Source organism: Aeromicrobium tamlense, from assembly GCF_013408555.1.
Classification (GTDB): domain Bacteria; phylum Actinomycetota; class Actinomycetes; order Propionibacteriales; family Nocardioidaceae; genus Aeromicrobium; species Aeromicrobium tamlense.
The window spans coordinates 695,956-716,630 of the sequence record NZ_JACBZN010000001.1 but is presented as its reverse complement, the minus strand read 5'-3'; the positions used below and the strand labels follow the sequence as shown (position 1 = coordinate 716,630).

Annotated in this window: 15 protein-coding genes; 2 read left to right on the top strand and 13 right to left on the bottom strand. The window is 73.0% G+C overall.

Annotation, left to right across the window (positions count from 1 at the left end):
* Window positions 1-18: 18 nt before the first annotated feature.
* Window positions 19-360, bottom strand: a complete 342-nt coding sequence (locus tag BJ975_RS03655) for a hypothetical protein (RefSeq protein WP_179423742.1) — start codon at window positions 358-360, stop codon at window positions 19-21.
* A gap of 145 nt (window positions 361-505) precedes the next feature.
* Here BJ975_RS03655 and rpsT point away from each other — a divergent pair, with 145 nt between their 5' ends.
* Entirely contained in the window at window positions 506-766 is a 261-nt protein-coding gene (gene rpsT / locus BJ975_RS03650; protein ID WP_179423740.1) for a 30S ribosomal protein S20, read from the top strand.
* 57 nt (window positions 767-823) lie between these two features.
* Here the strand turns inward: rpsT and holA are convergent, their stop codons facing one another.
* The 9 genes from holA to nirB form a co-directional block, all read right to left on the bottom strand.
* Entirely contained in the window at window positions 824-1,798 is a 975-nt protein-coding gene (gene holA / locus BJ975_RS03645; protein ID WP_317628210.1) for a DNA polymerase III subunit delta, read from the bottom strand.
* Between the two features lie 14 nt (window positions 1,799-1,812).
* The gene (locus tag BJ975_RS03640) at window positions 1,813-4,029 is read right to left on the bottom strand and encodes a ComEC/Rec2 family competence protein (protein ID WP_179423736.1); all 2,217 of its coding nucleotides are present in this window, start codon (window positions 4,027-4,029) and stop codon (window positions 1,813-1,815) included.
* Window positions 4,010-4,711: a ComEA family DNA-binding protein gene (locus BJ975_RS03635; protein WP_179423734.1), complete on the bottom strand. Its 702-nt coding sequence runs from the start codon at window positions 4,709-4,711 to the stop codon at window positions 4,010-4,012. Before BJ975_RS03635 ends, BJ975_RS03640 begins: the two co-directional genes overlap by 20 nt.
* Window positions 4,712-4,799: 88 nt before the next feature.
* Complete coding sequence (locus BJ975_RS03630) at window positions 4,800-5,642, bottom strand: DegV family protein (RefSeq protein WP_179423732.1); 843 nt, start codon at window positions 5,640-5,642, stop codon at window positions 4,800-4,802.
* 19 nt (window positions 5,643-5,661) lie between these two features.
* Window positions 5,662-9,498, bottom strand: coding sequence for a bifunctional nitrate reductase/sulfite reductase flavoprotein subunit alpha (locus tag BJ975_RS03625; protein ID WP_179423730.1), 3,837 nt, complete (start codon window positions 9,496-9,498; stop codon window positions 5,662-5,664).
* Window position 9,499: 1 nt separating this feature from the next.
* Window positions 9,500-10,204 (bottom strand): sirohydrochlorin chelatase, encoded by a 705-nt coding sequence (locus tag BJ975_RS03620; RefSeq protein WP_179423728.1) that lies wholly within the window; start codon window positions 10,202-10,204, stop codon window positions 9,500-9,502.
* Window positions 10,201-11,328: a uroporphyrinogen-III synthase gene (locus tag BJ975_RS03615; RefSeq protein WP_269302969.1), complete on the bottom strand. Its 1,128-nt coding sequence runs from the start codon at window positions 11,326-11,328 to the stop codon at window positions 10,201-10,203. Before BJ975_RS03615 ends, BJ975_RS03620 begins: the two co-directional genes overlap by 4 nt.
* A complete protein-coding gene (nirD, locus tag BJ975_RS03610; RefSeq protein ID WP_179423726.1) occupies window positions 11,325-11,675 on the bottom strand; it encodes a nitrite reductase small subunit NirD in 351 nt (116 codons plus the stop codon). Before nirD ends, BJ975_RS03615 begins: the two co-directional genes overlap by 4 nt.
* Entirely contained in the window at window positions 11,672-14,233 is a 2,562-nt protein-coding gene (gene nirB, locus BJ975_RS03605) for a nitrite reductase large subunit NirB (RefSeq protein ID WP_179423723.1), read from the bottom strand. Before nirB ends, nirD begins: the two co-directional genes overlap by 4 nt.
* A gap of 190 nt (window positions 14,234-14,423) precedes the next feature.
* Between nirB and BJ975_RS03600 the strand changes: the two genes are divergently transcribed.
* On the top strand, window positions 14,424-15,749 hold the full coding sequence (locus tag BJ975_RS03600; protein WP_179423722.1) for an MFS transporter: 1,326 nt from the start codon (window positions 14,424-14,426) through the stop codon (window positions 15,747-15,749).
* Here the strand turns inward: BJ975_RS03600 and leuS are convergent, their stop codons facing one another.
* Genes leuS through BJ975_RS03585 form a run of 3 tightly spaced genes read right to left on the bottom strand, consistent with a single transcriptional unit; the run spans window position 15,750 to window position 20,627 of the window.
* Window positions 15,750-18,563: a leucine--tRNA ligase gene (leuS, locus tag BJ975_RS03595; protein WP_179423720.1), complete on the bottom strand. Its 2,814-nt coding sequence runs from the start codon at window positions 18,561-18,563 to the stop codon at window positions 15,750-15,752.
* A gap of 41 nt (window positions 18,564-18,604) precedes the next feature.
* Window positions 18,605-19,279, bottom strand: coding sequence for a potassium channel family protein (locus tag BJ975_RS03590; RefSeq protein WP_179423718.1), 675 nt, complete (start codon window positions 19,277-19,279; stop codon window positions 18,605-18,607).
* On the bottom strand, window positions 19,272-20,627 hold the full coding sequence (locus BJ975_RS03585) for a TrkH family potassium uptake protein (RefSeq protein ID WP_179423716.1): 1,356 nt from the start codon (window positions 20,625-20,627) through the stop codon (window positions 19,272-19,274). The genes BJ975_RS03590 and BJ975_RS03585 overlap by 8 nt, the downstream gene beginning before the upstream one ends.
* Between the last annotated feature and the right edge of the window lie 48 nt (window positions 20,628-20,675).

Below are 20,675 nucleotides of genomic sequence, written 5' to 3'. Positions count from 1 at the left end.
AGGGGTCGTGACAGCCGATCAGCGCCAGGCGTACGCGATCACGACGTTGACGAGCACGAGGGCCGCCACGACGTGTCCCCACGGGTTCGGCGCGGGGAGCTTCTGCTTCATGAACGCCAGCGCGGTGGCAACCGCGGCGATGACGAGCTTGACGCCCACCTTCGCGTTGTTCGGGTCGTGGACGGCCTCGCTGGCCGAGCCGATGCCGGTCAGCACGATGCCGATGACCAGGGCCGTGGCGACGGCGTGCGCCATGCCCTTCGGGACGCGCGGAGCCTTGAGGGACATGGCCCACAGGACGAGGGCCGCGACCCAGCACGCGATGTGGACCCAGACCAGGATGTCGTAGAGGAGCTGCACGCCCGTAGCCTACGAGACGCACCGGATTTGAGGACCGACCGTCACCGCTGGTAGCATTGACGATTGCGTGTCCAGCCCACCGTACGACGGGCTCGGACGCGACCAGACTTCTCATCACCCAGAACGACGAAAGAACAGGTTTGCCGTGGCGAACATCAAGTCGCAGATCAAGCGCAACCGGCAGAACGAGGCCGCGCGCGAGCGCAACAAGTCCGTGCGCTCGGCACTGAAGACCTCGGTTCGCCGCTTCCAGGAGGCCGTCGAGGCCGGCAACGCCGACGAGGCGAAGGTCCTCGCCGCCGACACCGCGAAGAAGCTCGACAAGGCTGCTTCGAAGGGTGTCATCCACAAGAACCAGGCTGCGAACCGCAAGTCGGCGATCGCCAAGAAGGCCGCCGCTCTCTGAGCTCCGCCTCGAACGCCCCGCACCCGATGGGTGGCGGGGCGTTCGTGCGTTCGGGAGTCAGCCGCGCGAGCGCGCGACCGCGATGTCGATGATCATCCGCTCGACCGCGTGACCCGGCTCGGCCGAGCCGCCCTTGACCGCGAGGTCGGCGCGGGCGACGGCGTCGAGCGCCTGGCGCAGGGACGCCTCGGTCCAGCCGCGAGCGCTCTGGCGCAGCGTGCGGATCTTGAACGGCGGCGCGCCCACCTCGCGGGCCAGGTCGGCGTCGCGCAGGCCGGGGTCGGCCGTGGCGACGCGCGCCAGCTGGCGAAGGCCGGACGCGAGCGCCGCGGTGATGAGCAGCGGCGCGACCTTCGCGGCCTCGGCCCACCGGGCCCGCTCGAGCGCGAGGTCGAGGCGCCCGTCGAGGGCCGCGTCGGCGATCTCGTAGCCGCGCACCTCGGCGCGCCCGCCGAAGTACCGTCCGACGACCGCGGCGTCGAGCCGCTCCCCCTCGGCGAGGGTGGTGACCAGCTGGTCGACGGCCGCGGCCAGGGACCGCAGGTCCGAGCCGACCGCCGCCACGAGCAGCGCCGCGCCCTCGTCGTCGATCGCTCGGCCGCGCGAGCGCGCCTCCTGGCGCGCCCACGCGATGAGGTCGCGCTCGTACTTCGGCGCCTGTTGGGCGACCTCGCTGACGGCCGCGGTCTTGCGCAGCTTGTCGAGCAGGCCCTTGCCCTTCGCTCCCCCGCCGTGCACCAGCACGACGGCCGTGTCGTCGGACGGCGACGCGGCGTACTGGAGCAGCTCGGCGGCGACCTGCTCGCCGAGGTCCTGCAGGTCGGTGAGCACGACGGCCGTGGCCTGGCTGAACAGCGACGCGCTGGTGAGCGCGGTGAACTCGCCCGGGGCGAGCGAGGAGGCGGACGACTCGGCGATCTCGGCCTCGGGCGCCGCCTCGCGGACCTGCGCGACGGCCTGGCGCCGGGCACGGTCGGAGAGGAACTCGGAGTTGCCGGTGACCAGCAGGATCTTGCCGAACGGGTTCGCCACGTCCCGAGAATAGGTCACCGCGCCGACACGACGAGTCTCCCGTTGCGGTCGACCACCGCGACCGTGCCCGAGGTGTCCGTGCGCCACACCGAGACCCCGTGCGAGGCCAGCTCGTCCAGGGCCGCCCCGGTGGGATGACCGTGCGGGTTGTCGGCGCCCACGCCGATCAGCGCGACCGTCGGCGCGACCCTCTCGACGAGCCCCGGCCACTGGTCGGCGCTGCCGTGGTGCGCCACCTTCAGCACGTCGGCGGCCAGGTCGGGGTGGAGGCGGCCGAGCCCCCGCTGGGCCTCCTCCCCCAGGTCGCCGGTGAACAGGACGCGGTGCCCGCGAACGGTGGCCCGCAGCACCACGCTCACGTCGTTGCGCGCCTCGGGCGGGACGCGCTCGGCGTCGGTGCGCGGCCAGAGGACCTCGAGGCGCACGTCCCCGACCTGAAGCGTGCTGCCCGACAGGAGGCGGACTCGGCGCGCGGCCGGCACGCCCGGGCCGCCGGACGGACCGTCGGCGAGCACCTCGACCTCGCGCCCGCGGACCGCGCCGCGCCAGCCCTCGACGTGGTCGGCGTCGCCGTGGGTGAGCACGAGGAGCGGGATGCGCTCGACACCCAGCTCGGTGAGGCAGCGGTCGATCGGTCCGGGCTCCTGCCCGACGTCGACGACGATCGCCTCGCCCGGCCCCGTCGGCACGACGAACCCGTCCCCCTGGCCCACGTCGCACGCCACCACCACGACGTCCCGTGGCGGCCATCCGGGCGTCGGCGTCCGCACGATCGCGACGAGCAGGCCGAGGGTGACGCCGACGGTCAGGGCCGGTCGACGGACGAGCCACCAGAGGGCGACGCCGAGCGCCGGCACCAGTGGCAGCAGCGTCCACCACGGCCACGGCCACGCGACCGAGGCGCCCGGGACGGACGCGCCGACGCGGGCGACCGCGACGATCACCGAGGCCGCACCCCACGCGACGGTGCCAGGGACCGACGCGACGGGCGCCCAGACGAGGTCGAGGAGTCCCGCGACGAGCCCCGCCACCGTGGCGGGCGCGACGGCGGGGGCCACGACGACGTTCGCGAAGACCGCGACCAGGGAGACCTCGCCGCTCAACGACGTGACGACCGGCAGGCAGGCGAGGTGAGCCGCGATCGGCACGGCCACCGCCGTGGCGAGTGGCCCGGGCAGCCAGCGGAGGCGACGGGCCAGGGGTGGCGCGAGGGCGATGATGCCGGCCGTGGCGCAGACCGACAGGACGAACCCCGCGCTCGTCGCGAGCCACGGGTCCAGCACGACCAGCGCGATCACGGACCACGCGAGCGCCCGCAGACCCGCGCCCGTGCGACCGACGAGGAGACCGGCGAGCGCGACCGATCCCATCACCGCCGCCCGCAGCACGCTGGGCTCCGGTCGTGCGACGAGCACGAACGCGACCACCGTGAGGGCGCCCGCCGCGAGCACCACGCGGCGGGACGCGCCGACGGCCTTGAGCCCCAGCAGCACGATGCCCAGCACGATCGTGAGGTTCGCGCCGGAGACGGCGAGCAAGTGGGTGAGCCCGGTCGCCGCGAACTCCTCGCGGGTCCGGTCCGACAGTCCGGTCTCGTCGCCGGCGACCAGGGCGGGGACGAGCGCCGCGGCCTGGTCGTCGCGGTGGTCGACACCGTCGCGGACGCCGTCGCGCACGACCTCGCTCCAGCGCCACCACCACGGCCCCGAGCCGACGCTGCGCCACTCGCGCACCCGCAGGACCGCCGCCTCGTCCCGGCCGTCGGCGGGCGCGAGCTCGGCGCGCACCGCCAGCCGCGTGCCGGTGACGAGCGACTGCGACCCCTCGACGAACGCCGTGGCGCGCACGCGCACCTCCCACGTGCGACCGCGGGCCTCGACGACGCGCACCATCACCGGGACGACCGTGCCGGGACCCGAGGGCGCGCGGTAGACGCGACCGTCCTGGCGCACCTGGACCTCGGCGCGGACGGTGGTCCCCCGCTCGGCGAGTGCGGTGACCGGCGACGCCTCCACCGCCGTCACCCGCCAGCCGCACGTGACGGCGACCACCACGAGGGCGGCGGCGGGGAACGCGAGCACCGGGCGTCGCCAGCCGAGGGCGAGGACCACCGCGCCGGAGAGAGCGGCGCCGAACGCCCACGGGGGCGCCGCGTGCGAGAGCGCCGCGGCGGCCGCCCAGACCGCGAGCGCGGCCGGGACGACCCTCAGGTCAGAGCGCGACCCGGTCACGCAGGTCGGCCAGGGTCGCCTCGCCGATCCCCTTCACGTCGAGCAGGTCCTCGACCGACCGGAACGGACCGTTCTCGTCGCGCCACGACACGATCGCCTCGGCGGTCACGGGGCCGACGCCGGGCAGGGCGTCGAGGGCGACGACGTCGGCGGAGTTGAGATTGACGGTCGCGGGGGCGTCGTCACCTGCGGGTGCCGCACCCGCGGAAGGTCCGCCCACCACGACCTGCTCGCCGTCGCTGAGGACGCGCGCGAGGTTCAGCGAGGCGGTGTCGACCTTGCCCTTCGTGCCGCCGGCGGCCTCGATCGCCTCGTGCACGCGCGAGCCCGGCGGCAGCGTGACGATGCCGGGACGTCGCACCCGCCCCGCCACGTCGATGACGAGGGTCGCGGGTGCGGAGGCCGCAGGAGCGCCCTCGCTCACGGCCACCGGCGTCGGGTCGGGCACGGCGACCTCCTGCGGTCGGCCGGCCAGCAGCCACCACACGACGAGGACGGCCGCCGCGCCTCCCACGATCCCGGCGAACCGGACGTGGACGGGTCGCAGCACGCGGCGCGGCTTGCGGCGCCGGCCCGGTGGCGGGCGGTCGGGATCGGGGAGCGTCGCGTCGAACGTCGCGGCCAGCTCGGCCAGGCGCTGCCGTGCGACCTGGGCGCGGGTCTCGGGCGGGACGGGAACCATGCCGCGACCCTAGGAATCCCCGGCCTCGGCGCGGAACCCGTCATCGCGCGCCTGTGGAGCGCCGCGACGGGTCGGACCCGCCTGTGGATCAGCGGGCGCTGACGGTGACCGCGATCATCCCCGGACCGACGTGGGCGCCGATGTCCGCGCCGACCTCGTCGACGGGGATCTCGGGACGGTCCAGCTGCTGCGCGAGCGACTGGGCGACGCGGACCGCGACGGGCTCGCTCGCCAGGTGCAGCACGCCGATGTCGTAGTCGCCGGCGTAGCCGCGGACGGCCTCCACGGCGAGCGCCTCCACGCGGGCGAGGGCCTTCGACGACGTGCGGACCTTCTCCAGCGGCGTCACCTCGCCGTCCTCGAGCGTGAGGATCGGCTTCACCGCGAGTGCCGAGCCGATGAGGGCGGCGGCCCGACCGATCCGGCCGCCGCGGCGCAGGTACTCGAGCGTGTCCACGTAGAGCAGCACCCGGGCCGAGCGGGCGGACGCGACGGCCGCCGCCTCGACCTCCTCGGCCGTGCCGCCGGCGTCGCGGGCGCGAGCCGCGGCACCCGCGGCGAAGCCCGTGGCCAGACCGACCTGCATCGTGTCCACGACGCGGACGGGGACGTCGACGCGGTCGGCGGCCAGGCGCGCGGCGTCGACCGTGCCGGAGACCTTCGAGCTGATGTGGACCGAGACGATCTCGTCGACGCCGGTGGACGCGAGCGCCCGGTAGACGGCCTGGAAGGTCTCGGGCGAGGGTCTCGACGTGCTGACGGGCACGTTGTCGGCCAGCGCGTCGGCGATCATGTGCGACGTGACGTCGACGCCCTCGGTGTAGACGCGCGCGCCGATGATGACGGTCGTGGGCACGACGGTGATGCCCTCGCGCGCCGCGTCGTCGGGATCCAACGACGCGGTCGAGTCGGTGACGACGGCCACGGTCATGCTCGTGACCCTATCGAGATCAGTACACGTCCTTCGCGTAGCGCCCCTCGTCGGCGAGGCCCGCGAGCCAGTCGCGCGCCGCCTCGCGGCCCAGCCCACCGTGCCGCTCGGCAAGGTGCAGCAGGGTGGCCTCGACGTCCTTGGCCATGTGCACGCGGTCGCCGCACACGTAGAGGTGGGCGCCCTCGTCGAGCCAGCGCCACAGCTCGGCGCCGTGCTCGCGCATCCGGTCCTGCACGTAGACGCGACGGTCCTGGTCGCGCGAGAACGCGGTGTCGAGGCGGGTCAGGACGCCGTCGTCGCGCCACCGCTCGAGCTCCTCGCGGTAGAGGAAGTCGGTCTGCTCGTGGCGATCGCCGAAGATCAGCCAGTTCCGGCCCGGCTCCCCCGCCATCGCGCGGTGCGCCAGGAAGCCGCGGAACGGCGCGATGCCCGTGCCGGGACCGACCATGATCGCCGCGGCGTCCGGGTCGGCGGGCGGCCGGAAGTGGCGCTGGCGCTGCACGTGGACCCGGACGTCGTCCGCGCGGTCGGCGAGGAAGCCCGAGCAGATGCCGTGGCGCTCCGGACCGTGCACGCGGTGGCGCACGACGCCCACGGTCACCTGCACCTCGTGCGGGTCCTCCAGCGGGCTCGAGGAGATCGAGTACTGCCGCGGCGTGAGCGGCCGCAGGACGTCGAGCCACTGGTCGAGCCGGGCGAGGGTCGGGTGGTCGTGGAGGAGGTCGACGACCTGACGGCCCCACGCCCACTCCTGCACGGCGAGGCGGTCATCCGGGTCGGGCAGGCCGGTGAGCGTGCCGCGGTGGCGTTCGATCACGAGCCGGACGACCGCCGGTGTGATCGTCACGGGGTCGTACCGGTCGGCGAGGGCGTCGGCGAGGCGCACGGGCTCGCCGTCGGAGTCCACGACGGCGTCGCCGTCGAGGCCGGTGAGGGTGAGCCAGGCGTCGACGTACGCCGGGTCGACCCTCGGCGACACGGCCAGCGCGTCGCCGGGCTCGTACGTGAGCGAGTCGTCGGGCAGGTGGAAGCCGAACCGGCGCACCTCCTTCGACGAGCCCGGCGCGGTCAGCAGCTCGTTGCGGGTGAGTCGGGTCATCAGGGAGGGCCTGCGCGCGGGCGTGACAGGGGGTGCGTCCGTCGCGCCGAGGGCGCGGCCGACCGCCTCGAGCCAGGCGGCAGCGGGCCCGTCGTACGCCGGCTCGCACTCCGTGCGCGGGGCGAGCCGTCGGCCTCCGAGCTCGGCCAGCCGCTCGTCGAGGCGCCGCCCGAAGCCGCAGAAGTCGGCGTAGGTGGAGTCCCCGAAGGCCAGCACGCTGAAGCGCAGGTCCTCCAGCCGGGGTGCGTCCGGCGCGACGAGACGGCGCCAGAGGCCGACCGCCTCGGTGGGCGGATCGCCGTCGCCCGTGGTGCTGGTGACGAACAGGACGGTGCCGCGCAGGTCGCCGGCGTCGCGCATCGAGCGGTGCACCGTCGAGACGCCGCGGGCGCGGAGCAGCTCGACCAGCTGCGGCGCGTGGTCCTCCACGCGGCCGGTCTGCGAGGCCGTGAGGACCGTGACGTCCGCGTCGCCGGACTCCTCCTCGGGAGCGAGGGCGGCCAGCACCTCGGCGAACCACCCGCGCACCTCCGGACCGACCGGCGCAGAGGCCGGTAGACCGGCGTGCGTCCTCGCCGCGAGGAATCCCGCGAGCCAGGCCGTCTCGGCCTCGGACGTGGGCCGCGGCGGCGTGACGGGCAGCCGGATCGGGGCACGCTCGAGCCGCACCGCGCAGTACTTGAACTCGGGCTGGAGCGAGTCGGGGTCCACCGCGTCGTGCGTGACCGCGTTGACGGCGAGCCGCTCCCCCGTCATCTCGCCCCAGTGGATCGGCGCGAAGCACGTGCCGGGCAGCACGCGATCGGTGACGACGGCCGGCAGCTCGACGGTCCCGCGGCGCGAGACGACCCGGACCGACGAGCCGTCGCCGATCCCGAGCGCAGCGGCGTCGTCGGGGTGGACCTCGACGAAGGGGCCGGGGTTGAGCCGGTTGAGTCGCGCGACCTTCCCGGTCTTGGTCATGGTGTGCCACTGGTGCGGCAGGCGCCCGGTGTTGAGGACCACCGGGAACCGGTCGTCGGGCAGCTCGGCCGGCGCGAGGTGCGGCCGGGCGTGGAACACGGCGCGGCCGTCGGGGGTCGGGAACCTCACGACCCCGTCCTCGACGTAGCGGATCGGGTTGCGCCGCTCGCCGTCCGGCGGGCACGGCCACTGGAGCGGGCCCTCGCGCAGGCGGTCGTAGTCGGCGCCGCGCAGGTCGTAGCCCGTGGCGGGGTTGGCGAAGGACCGGATCTCGTCGAACACCTCCTCGGCGCTGTCGAAGGCGAACGCCTCGCCGAACCCCAGTCGCGTGGCGATGTCGGCGATGAGCCGCCAGTCCGGGCGGGCGTCCCCCGGCGGCGACCCGGCCGGCTGGCACAGCGTCAGGTTGCGCTCGGAGTTGACCATGACGCCCTCGGCCTCGGTCCAGAGCGCGGCGGGCAGGGCGATGTCGGCGTGCGTGAGCGTCTCGTTCTCGGCGTAGGCGTCCTGCACCACGACGACGTCGGCGGCGGCCAGCCCGGCGAGCACGGTGGAGCGGTTCGCGACCGAGTGCACGGGGTTCGTGCAGATGATCCACGCGGCGCGGACCTCACCCGCGGCCAGCTGCTCGAAGAGGTCGATCGTGCCGCGGCCCACCTCGTCGCGGATCGTGCCGGGCTCGAGCCCCCACGCCTCCTCGACGAACGCCCGGTCGGCGGGCGAGACGACGGAGCGCTGGCCCGGCAGGCCCGGCCCCATGTAGCCCATCTCGCGTCCGCCCATCGCGTTCGGCTGGCCCGTGAGCGAGAAGGGACCGGACCCGGTGCGGCAGATCGCACCGGTCGCGAGGTGCAGGTTGACCAGCACGTTGGTGTTCCACGTGCCGTGCGTGGACTGGTTGAGGCCCATCGTCCAGCAGCTCATCCAGTCGTCGGCGGCGGCGATCCAGCCGGCGAGGGTGCGCAGGTCGTCGGCCGCGACGCCGCTCGTGGCGGCGACGGAGTCCGGGTCGTACGCGGCCACCATCGCCTCGACGTCCTCCCAGCCGCGGGTGTGGTCCGCGACGAACGCGCGATCCACGGCGTCCGTCGCGATGAGCTGGTGGAGCAGCCCGTTGAGCAGGGCGAGGTCGGTGCCGGGGCGGACCTGCAGGAACAGGTCGGCCTTCTCGGCGGTCGCCGTGCGCCGCGGGTCCACGACGACGAGACGCGCTCCGGCCTTGACCCGCTCCATCATCCGCAGGAACAGGATCGGATGGGCGTCGGCCATGTTCGAGCCGATGACCAGGAACAGGTCGGCGTGGTCGAAGTCGTCGTACGAGCCCGGCGGACCGTCCGCGCCCAGGGACTGCTTGTAGCCCGTGCCCGCGCTGGCCATGCACAGCCGCGAGTTCGACTCGATGTTGACCGTGCGCAGGTAGCCCTTGGCCAGCTTCGTCGCGAGGTACTGCGCCTCCAGCGACATCTGGCCCGAGACGTACAGCGCGACCGCGTCGGGTCCGTGCTCGTCGATCACGGCGCGGAAGCGGGCGGCCGCCTCGTCGAGCGCGGCCTCGATGCCGACCTCGACCCGGTCGGCCGCGCGGTCGGAGCGGATCGAGGCCTTCTCCATCCGTCCCGGTGCGGCGAGCAGGTCGGCCGTCGTCGCGCCCTTCGTGCACAGCCGGCCTGCGTTCGCGGGGTGGTCGGGCGTGCCCGCCGCGCCGGTGACGAGCACCTGGTCGTGGCGTCGCTCGACCTGCAGGGTGAGGCCGCAGCCCACGCCGCAGTACCCGCAGACCGTGCGCACCACGTCAGACCGCCGTCGCCAGCTCGCGAGCCCGGGCCTGGTCGTACCGCTCGAGCACGAGACGGACGAGGCGCTCGTCGGGCGTCCGCTCGTCGAGCAGCGGTGCGGTGACGACGTCCGCGCCGGTCCGACCGAGCGCGTCGTGGAAGTGCCCGGGAGCCAGCAGGTGGCTCGCGACCAGCACCCGACGGCCGGGACGGCGGACCGAGGTCACGACCTCGGCCAGCGGCGTGCCGCAGTGCCCGACGTGGCCGAGCGCGACCTCGCGGTCGAGCCGGAGCGAGAGATCATGGGCGGTCGCCCGGAGGTCGGCGAGAGCGCGCGGATCGCTGGAGGCGGAGGCGCCCAGGACCACGACCTCGTCGGGCGCGAGCCCCTCGTCGTGCAGCCGCGAGACGAGCACGTCGATGACGGCCGCGTGCGGGCCGAGCGGCGCGGCAGCGGCGTGAGCCGGGCGCCGCGCGACGACGCCCGCGATGTCGTGGTGCACGTGGTAGCCCGCCGAGAGCAGCAGCGGCACGACGACCGCCGGACGGTCACCGAGCCACGCGGCGACCTCGGGCAGCGCCGGCTCCTGCACGTCGACCCACGTCGGGACCACCTCGAGACCCGAGGCGTCCCGGACGGCGTCCACCAGGGCGGTGACGGCGGCGGCCCCGCGCTCCGAGCGGGTGCCGTGACTGCAGGCGATCAGGACGGGCATGCTCATGCGGGCCTCTCCAGAGTGTGCGGTTCGAGTCGGTAGCCGCGCTTGACGACGGTGCCGACGAGGCGGCGGTCGCCGAGCGCCTCGCGCAGCCGGCCGACGGCGACGTCGGCGGCGTGGGGGTCGGCCGTGGCGCGCGGCAGGACGGCCAGCACCTGCTCGCGGGTGAACACGGCTCCGGGCTCGGAGGCCAGGAGTCGCAGCACGGCCAGCCCGGCGGGCGGCAGCGGCAGCACCTCGTGGTCGAGGGTGGCCGCGGTGGCGTGCACGCGCAGACGGCCGGTGGCGACGTCGATGCCGAGGTCGTCACGGCCGAAGTGCACGACGACCGAGCGGACGAGCGCGCCGAGACGGCCCCGGTCGGGCACGAGCGGGTCGAAGCCGGCGACGAGGAGCGGCTCCGCGGTGACGGGGCCGACCGCGGCCAGCACGAGCCGGCCCTCCCCCGCCAGCTCGAGCAGCTCGGGCAGCACGCCGAGCTCGCGCACGACGCGCAGCCACGCGCTGGCGCCGGGCGCCGAGGTGAAGACGATGGCGTCGAAGCCGCCGCAGGCCGCGTCGCGGACCGAGCGCTCGACAGCCTCGGGGTCCGGCGGCGGGCCCCAGCGGTAGACGACCAGCGGCACGGTCGAGGCTCCGGCACCGGAGACGGCGGACTCCAGTCCGTCGTCGCCCGCGCCGTGGTGCTGCACGGCGATCCGCAGCCCGTCGACGCCCTCCGCGACGAGGTACTCGGCCATCTCGCGCGAGGTCTCGGACTCCGCGACCCAGTCGGCCACCAGCCCGGCGGCCTGGATCGCGCCGCGCGCCTTGGGCCCGCGCGCGACGATGCGGGCGCCGGCCAGCACCTCGTGCAGCGGCTCGAGCAGATCGACCGACTCGGCCGTCTCCAGCCAGCTGCGGAAGCCGATCGCGGTCGTCACGACGACGATGTCGGGACGGTCGTCGATGAGCTCCTGCGTGCGCGCGACGAGCGTGGCCTCGTCGATGTGCGCCTCGACGCCCAGCGTCGCCGCCGTGTGGACCTGCGCGCCGCGCCGCACGAGCGCGCTGGCCAGATCGGTGGCGCGGCGCTGCGCGGTGACGAGGATCCGGGTCCCGGCGAGCACCGGCCCGTGAGGGGTCACGCGCCCTCCCGGCGCAGCCAGACGACGTCGTCGACGACCCGCACGTCCCAGCGTCCGAGCGTGACCTCGGGCTCGTCGAGGCACACGCCGGTGCGCAGGTCGAACACCTGCTTGTGCAGCGGCGAGGCCACCGTCGGGACGTCGCCGCGGGACCCGACGAGGCCGCGCGCGATGACGTTCGATCCCGTGAACGGGTCGCGGTGGCCCACCGCGAGGATCTCGCCGTCCTGGAGGCGGAAGATCGCCACCTGATCGCCGTCGACGAGAGCCGCCGCGCCCCGGTCGACCCAGAGCCGATCGACCGTGCACACTGCGGTCCACGCCGTCTCCGACACGGCGGCGCTCATGAGACGGCCTCCGTCCGGACGGGCAGGCGGTCGCCGGCGATCACGACCGGGTCGGCGGGCCGGCGCTGACCACGCTCCTCGACGTAGGCGAGGTCCGGGTCGGGCGTGTCCGGCGCATTCACGAAGGAGCCGAACTGGGCCAGCTTCTCGGGATCGGCCAGCGTCTGCGCCCACTCGTCCGCGTAGCTCTCGACGTGCTCGGCCATCTGCGCGTCCAGCTCGGCGCCGATGCCCAGGGAGTCCTTCAGGACGACGTCGCGGACGTGCTCGATCCCGCCCTCGATCGACTCGATCCACGGCGCCGTGCGCTGGAGCCGGTCGGCCGTGCGGACGTAGTAGAGCAGGAAGCGGTCGATGGCCCGCACGAGCTCCTCGGTGGTGAGGTCCTCGGCGAACAGCTGCGCGTGCCGGGGCGTGAAGCCGCCGTTGCCGCCGACGTACATGTTCCAGCCGTGGTCGGTGGCGATGACGCCCACGTCCTTGCCGCGCGCCTCGGCGCACTCGCGCGCGCACCCGGAGACGCCGAGCTTGATCTTGTGCGGCGAGCGCAGGCCGCGGTAGCGCAGCTCGAGCTCGACCGCGAGGCCCACCGAGTCCTGGACGCCGTAGCGGCACCAGGTCTGGCCGACGCACGACTTCACGGTGCGCAGGCTCTTGCCGTACGCGTGCCCCGACTCGAAGCCCGCGTCGACGAGGCGCCTCCAGATCGCCGGCAGCTGGTCGATGCGGGCGCCGAAGAGGTCGATCCGCTGTCCACCCGTGATCTTCGTGTAGAGCCCGAAGTCGGCGGCGACCTGGCCGATGACGATGAGGCCCTCCGGGGTGATCTCGCCGCCGGGGATGCGCGGGACCACCGAGTACGTGCCGTCCTTCTGGAGGTTGGCCATGACGTGGTCGTTCGTGTCCTGCAGTCGGGCGTTCTCGCGGTCGAGCACGTGGCCGCGGCCCAGGCTCGACAGGATCGAGGCGGCGACGGGACGGCAGATGTCGCAACCGTGACCCCGCCCGTGCCGCGCGATCAACTCGCTGAACGAGCCGATCCCGGTGGCCCGCACGACCTCGTACAGCTCGGTGCGGCTGAGGTCGAAGTGCTCGCACAGGGCGTTGCTGACGGTGATGCCCTGCGCCTCGAGCTCGGCGTTCACGATCGTCTTCACGAGCGGCACGCACGAGCCGCAGCTGGTGCCGGCCTTCGTGCACGCCTTCACACCCGCCAGGTCGGTGCACTCGCCGCCGCTGATCGCGCAGCGGATCGCGCCCGCGGACACGTTGTTGCACGAGCACACCGTGGCGGTGTCGGGCAGCGCGCCGGTCGACGGCGGCTCGATGCCGTCGGGCATCAGCCACGCGGCGGGGTCGCTGCCGAGCTCGGCGTCGACCATCGGGCGCAGGCTCGTGTACGCCGAGGCGTCGCCGACGAGCATGCCGCCGAGCAGCGTGCTCGCGTCGTCGCTCATGACGAGCTTCTTGTAGACGCCGGCGAGCGGATCGGCGTAGACGACCTCGAGGCTGCCGCCCTGCGCGGCGAACGCGTCGCCGAAGCTGGCGACGTCGACGCCCATCAGCTTGAGCTTGGTGGAGAGGTCCGCGCCGGTGAACGCGGCCGAGCCACCGAGCAGCCGGTCAGCGACGACCTCGGCCATCGTGTAGCCCGGACCGACGAGGCCCCAGACGCGATCGGCGATGCAGGCGACCTCGCCGATCGCCCAGATGTGCTCGTCGCTCGTGCGGCAGGAGTCGTCGGCCATCACGCCCCCGCGCGGGTGGACCTCGAGGCCGGCTTCGAGGGCCAGCTCGTCGCGTGGCCGCACGCCGGTGGCGAAGACGACGACGTCGGCGGGGATCGTCTCGCCGTCGACGAACGTCATCCTGCCCACCTTCTTCGTCCCGCGACCGGTGCGCAGGGACTTCGTCGCGGTGGACGTGCGGACCTCGACGCCGAGCCCCTCGATGAGGCGGCGGAGCGCCTGGCCGCCGGCGAGGTCGAGCTGGACGGGCATGAGCCGGTCGGCGAACTCGACCACGGTGCACTCGGCGCCCAGCTCGCGCAGGGCGCCGGCCGCCTCGAGACCGAGCAGGCCGCCGCCGATGACGACGCCGCGCGCCGGGTGGCCCAGCTGCTCGCCGCGGTCGCGCACCCACGTGCGCAGCTCGGTGACGTCGTCGACCGTGCGGTAGACGAAGCAGCCCGGCAGGTCCGACCCGTCCACGGGCGGCACCGCGGCGTACGAGCCGGTGGCCAGGACGAGCTCGTCGTAATGCTCCTCGCGACCGTGGACCGTGACCGTCCTCGCCTCGCGGTCGATGCCCGAGACCCGCGCGTTGCGGTGCAGTCGTACGCCGGGCGTGCGCCACAGGGCCTGGTCGCCGAGCAGCAGCTCGTCGGGGTCGGCCACCGTGAAGAAGGAGGTGAGCGCGACGCGGTCGTAGGGAGGACGGCTCTCCTCACCGAACACGTCGATGTCCCACTGTTCCGTGGCGCCGCGCTCGACGAGGGCCTCCACCAGGCGGCGGGCGACCATGCCGGCGCCGGCCACGATCAGTCTCTTGCGTGTCATGCCTCCAGCGTCCGTGGCGCAGGTTTCCGGCCCGACACCTGGATGTAACAACCGATGACATCGGTCTCACGATCGTCACCGACGGCCTGTGAGGAGAACGTTCCCGGCCGGTTACCGGCAGGCGCGGGCGGCCGAAACGCGCCGTTCCTACGGTCGTGGCCATCCGAGCAGCCCCGCGTCAGGAGTCGTGATGACCACCGTGAACACCGACCTGCAGACCTCCTCCCTCGTCCACCGGCCCGGCCGGTGGATCGACGGCTGGGATCCCGAGAACGACGGCCAGTGGGCCGCCGAGGGTCGCCCGATCGCACGGCGCAACCTCACCGTGTCCGTGTTCGCCGAGTTCTTCGGCTTCATGATGCTGGGCGTGTGGAGCGTGGTCGTCCCGAACCTGGGCACGGCCGGCTTCTCCTACTCGACCGACCAGCTCTACTGGCTGATCGCGCTGCCGGGGCTCGCGGGCGCGGCCATGCGCGTGCTCTACACGTTCATGGTGCCGGTGTTCGGCGGGCGGAACTGGACCGTGATCTCGGCCCTGCTGCTGCTGATCCCCGCGCTCGGGCTCGCCTGGGCGGTGAGCGACCCGACCACGCCGTTTGCGGTGATGCTGCTGGTCGCCTCCCTGGCCGGCCTCGGCGGCGGCAACTTCGCCTCGTCGATGGTGAACATCTCGTTCTTCTACCCGCAGCGCGAGAAGGGCAAGGCGCTCGGCATCAACGCCGCCGGCGGCAACCTCGGCACCGGCGTCGTGCAGCTGGTGGTGCCGCTCATCATCACGACCGGCGCCGGCGTCGCCCTCGAGCGCGCGGGACTGATCTTCGTGCCCGCCGCCATCATCTCGGCGCTCGCGGCCCTGCTGCTCATGAACAACCTGTCCAACACGAGCTCCGACCTGCGCAGCTACGCGCTGGCCGTCCGCAACCCCCACACGTGGGTCATCTCGTTCCTCTACATCGGCACGTTCGGCTCGTTCCTGGGCTTCTCGCTGACCTTCCCCACGCTCATGAAGGCGATGCATCCCGACGTGCCGATCGCGATGGCATTCCTCGGCGCAGCCACCGGCGCGCTGATGCGGCCCTTCGGCGGCGCGCTGGCCGACCGCTTCGGCGGCACGCGCGTCACGATGGCCTCCTACGTCGCGATGGCCGCGGGCGTGATCGGGCTGGTGCTGACGCTCGAGGACGCCTCGTTCGCGCTCTTCCTGGCCCTGTTCCTCGTGCTGTTCGGCGCGGCCGGCGTGGGGAACGGCTCGGTCTACCGGATGATCCCGATCGCCTTCCAGATCGGCGCGCACGACGACGACGCCCGAGCCCGCGGGCACCGCGCCGCCGCGGGCTGCATCGGCATCGCGGGCGCCGTCGGCGCGCTCGGCTCGTTCTTCGTGCCGCGCACCTTCGCCGAGCTCGGCATCACCGGTGGCCTGTGGGCTTTCGCCGCCGTCTACGCGGTCATGCTCGTGGTCGCCTGGGGCGTCTACGCGCGACCCGGGACCGACACCCACGCGGCCCGCGTGTGATCAGACGACGATGCTGACGAGCTTGGGGGCGCGGACGATGACCTTGCGGATCTCGCGGCCGTCGATCGTGCGGACCACGTTCGGCTCGGCCAGCGCGAGGGCCGTGAGGTCCTCGTCGCTGATGTCGGCGGCCACCTCGAGCTTGCCGCGCACCTTGCCCTGGATCTGCACGACGCACGTGACCAGGTCCTGGACGAGGTACTGCTCGTCGGCGACGGGCCACGGCTCGTAGGTGAGCGTGTCCTCGTGGCCCAGGCGCGACCACAGCTCCTCGGCCAGGTGCGGGGCCAGCGGGGCCAGCATCAGCACGAGCGGCTCGATGATCGTGCGCGAGCGCACCGACGACTTGGTCAGGTGGTTCGTCAGCTCGATGAGCTTGGCGATCGCGGTGTTGAACCGCAGCTCGCCCATGTCCTCGGTGACGCCGGCGATGGCCTGGTGCAGGGCGCGCAGCGACGCGGTGTCGGGCTCGGTGTCGTCGGCGACGACCTCGCCCGTCTCCTCGTCCACGACGAGGCGCCACACGCGCTGGAGGAAGCGCTGCGAGCCGACGACCGCGCGGGTCTCCCAGGGACGCGAGACGTCCAGCGGGCCCATGCTCATCTCGTACACGCGGAACGTGTCGGCGCCGTAGGCCTCGTACATCTCGTCGGGCGTGACGACGTTCTTGAGGCTCTTGCCCATCTTCCCGTATTCGCGGTTGACGGGCTTGCCCTCGTGGAACCAGCCGCCGTCGCGCTCCTCGACCTCGTCGGCGGGCACGTAGGTGCCGCGCTCGTCGGTGAAGGCGTACGCCTGGATGTAGCCCTGGTTGAACAGGCGGTGGAACGGCTCCTCACTGCTCACGTGGCCGAGGTCGAACATCACCTTGTGCCAGAAGCGCGCGTACAGCAGGTGCAGCACCGCGTGCTCGACGCCGCCGACGTAGAGGTCGACACCGCCGGTCTCGCCGGGCGCCTTCGGGCCGAGCCAGTAGCGCTCGTTCTGCGGATCCGCGAGGACGTTCGCGTTGTGCGGATCGGTGTAGCGCAGCTCGTACCAGCTGGAGCCGGCCCAGTTGGGCATCGTGTTGGTCTCGCGGCGGTAGCGCTTCGGGCCGTCGCCGAGGTCCAGCTCGACCTCGACCCACTCGGGCACGCGCGCCAGCGGCGGCTCGGGCTCGCTCGTGGCGTCGTCGGCCTCGAAGGTCTTCGGCGAGTAGTCGGGCACCTCGGGCAGCTCGACCGGCAGCATCGACTCGGGCAGCGCGATCGCGCGGCCGTCCTCGTCGTAGACGATCGGGAACGGCTCGCCCCAGTAGCGCTGGCGGCTGAACAGCCAGTCGCGCAGGCGGTAGGTGGTGGTGCCCTCGCCGACGCCGCGCTGCTCGAGCCACGCGATGATCGCGGCCTTCGCGTCGTCGACCGTCAGGCCGTCGAGGCTCACGCCCTCGTCGCCGAACACGCCGGTGTTGTCGGAGTTGATCGCGACGCCCGCACCCGTCCAGGGCAGGACCTCGTCCTCGGGCGCCTGGACCACCGGCGTGATGCGCAGGCTCAGCTCGGTGGCGAACTCGAAGTCGCGCTCGTCGTGGCCGGGCACGGCCATGATCGCGCCCGTGCCGTAGCCCATGAGGACGTAGTCGGCGATGAAGACCGGGACGGCCTCGCCGTTGACCGGGTTGGTGGCGAAGGAGCCGGTGAAGACGCCCGTCTTCTCCTTGTTCTCCTGGCGCTCGACGTCGGACTTCGCCGCGGCCGTGCGGCGGTACTGCGCGATCGCGGCGACCGGGTCGGGCGCACCGCCGGTCCAGCGCTCGTCGACCGCCTCGGGCCACGTCTCGGCGGCCAGCCGGTCGACCATCGGGTGCTCGGGCGCGAGCACCATGTAGGTGGCGCCGAACAGCGTGTCGGGGCGCGTGGTGAAGACCTCGATCGGGCCCGCGGCCGACTCGAAGCGCACCTGGGCGCCGTGCGAGCGGCCGATCCAGTTGCGCTGCATGAGCTTGACCGGCTCGGGCCAGTCGACGCGATCGAGGTCGTCGATGAGGCGGTCGGCGTAGGCGGTGATGCGCATCTGCCACTGGCGCAGGCTGCGCTTGAAGACCGGGAAGTTGCCGCGCTCGCTGCGACCCTCGGCCGTGACCTCCTCGTTCGCCAGCACCGTGCCCAGCCCCGGGCACCAGTTGACCGGGGACTCGCTGATGTAGGCCAGGCGGTGCTGGTCGATCACGGCGGGGTCGTCGGTGCCCAGCTGCTCGATCAGCTCGCTGATGGGGCGGGCCTTGCCCTGCTCGGGGTCGTACCAGGAGTTGAAGATCTGCAGGAAGATCCACTGCGTCCAGCGCATGAACTCGGGCTCGATCGTGGCGAACGAGCGGCGCGCGTCATGGGCCAGGCCCAGGCGGCGCAGCTGGCGCCGCATGTTGGCGATGTTCTCCAGCGTGGTCTCGCGCGGGTGGCGACCGGTCTGGACGGCGTAGATCTCGGCGGGCAGGCCGAACGCGTCGTAGCCGAGGGCGTGCAGCACGTTGTCGCCCTGCATGCGGCGGAAGCGGCCGACGACGTCGGTGGCGATGTAGCCCAGCGGGTGGCCGACGTGCAGGCCGGCGCCCGAGGGGTACGGGAACATGTCCATCAGGAAGTACTTCGAGCCGCCGGCGTTGTGGCGGTCGTCGTCGAGCGCGAGGTCACCGACCGGGTTGGGGGCCTCGAACGTGCCCTCGGTCTCCCAGCGGTCCTGCCACGCCGTCTCGATGCGGCCGGCGTACGCGCTGGTGTACCGGTGTGCGGCGCCGTCGGCTGCCGCGCCCTCCTGGGTGTCCTGGTTGCTCACCGACCTAGGTTACCCGCCGGGCTCGGGCGCCCGCCGTCGCGTCAGGAGTTGCCGAGGGCACAGAAGGTCTCCACCTTGCGGGTGGGACCGGAGACGATCAGCTCGTCGGTCGCCTCGATCGAGGTCTCGGGGCGGGCGTACGTGAAGTCCTCGCCGCGCCGCTTGACGCCGACGACGGTGACGCCGAACTTCGCCCGCAGCTGCGACTCCAGCAGCGTGCGCCCGGCGGCCAGCTTCGGCGCGCGCGTGCGCGCGATCGAGAAGCCGTCGTCGAACTCGATGTAGTCGATCATCGCGCCGGTGACCATGTGCGCCACGCGCTCGCCCATCGCCGACTCGGGACGCACCACGTGGGTGGCGCCGACGCGCTCGAGGATCCGGGCGTGCTTGGCGTTGATGGCCTTGGCCCACACCTCCGAGACGCCGAGCTCGACGAGGCTCAGCACGGTCAGGACGCTGGCCTCGATGTCGGTGCCGATGCCCACGACGGCGCGGTCGAACTGCTCGGCGCCGATCTGGCGCAGCGCCTCGGTGTCCGTGGTGTCGGCGGAGACGACGTGCGTGAACTCGCTGGCGAAGCGCTGCACGAGCGCGGCGTCCTCGTCGACGCCGAGGACGTCGTGGCCGAGGCGGACCAGCGAGCGCGCGACGGCCGAGCCGAAGCGGCCCAGGCCGACGACCAGGACCGGGGCGGTGAGGGGGTCGTTGTTAGCCAATGATCGGTTGCTCCTCGGGAAGGTGATACCTGGCGACGCGGCGCCGCAGCACGAACGCCGAGGCTGCCGTAATGGTGCCGACTCGGCCGATGAACATCAAGACGATGAGGACGAGCTGGCCCGCGACGTTGAGCTCGGGGGTCAGGCCCGTGGACAGGCCCACGGTGCCGAACGCGGACGTCGACTCGAAGAGTCCTTCCGACAGCGGGACGCCCGCGACGATCATGAGGGCCATCGCGCCGCCCGTGACGAGGCCGACGGCGATGAGCGCGATGCTGAGCGCCGTGCGGATCGTGCGCGCGTTGATCGCGCGCGAGCCGATCCGCACCTGCTCCTCGCCGCGCAGCTCGGCCAGGATGACGTACGCCAGCAGCAGGAACGTGGTGATCTTGATGCCGCCCGCCGTGGAGGCGCTGCCGCCGCCGATGAACATCATGACGATCGCGGTGAAGAGCGTGACGGGCTCGACCTGGCCCCAGTCGAAGCTGTTGAGGCCGCCCGACCGCGGCATGATGCCGCCCTCGATGCCCGTGACCAGCTTGTCGATGGGGCTGAGGTCGCCGATCGTGGCGGCGTTGTTCCACTCGACCACGACGAACATCGTGGAGGCGATGGCCAGCAGCGCCAACGAGCCCCACACGGTCAGCCGGGTGTGGATCGTCCACGTCTTCGGGGAGCGCCACTCCTGGTAGAGCTCGGCGAGGACCGGGAAGCCGACACCGCCGGCGAACACGGCGACCGAGATCGGCAGGATCACGGCGTAGTCGCCCGCGTAGCTGGTGAGGCTGTCGGGGTGCAGCGAGAAGCCCGCGTTGTTGAACGCCATGACCGCGTCGAACACGCCGTGCCACAGCGAGTAGGCGAACGAGTCGAAGTAATACGTCGCGTAGCGGATCGTGAGGATGATCGCCGTGATGCCCTGGAAGATCAGGGTCGTGATCGCGACGCGCTTGAACAGGGGGCCGACGTCGCCCAGGCTCACGACGTGCATGTCGGTCTGGGCCGCCAGCCGCGTGCGCAGGCCCAGCCGCCCGCCGACGAACAGGCCGAGCAGCGTCGTCATCGCGATGATGCCGATGCCGCCGATCTCGACGAGCACGATGATGATGCCCTGCCCGATCGGCGACCAGTAGGTGCCCGTGTCGACCACGGCCAGGCCGGTCACGGTGACGGCGGACGCCGACGTGAAGAAGGCGTCCATGAACGACGGGTCCTCCTCGCCCGCACGGGCGAAGGGCATCAGCAGCAGCAGCGTGCCGACCACGATGAGGGACAGGAACGTCAGCGGCAGCAATCGCACGGGGTGGGCGATCGACGCCGGGAGACGGAAGCGACGGCGCCAGGGCACGCCCCGACGGTACACCCGCCCCAGCCGTCACACCCGGTAGATTGCGGA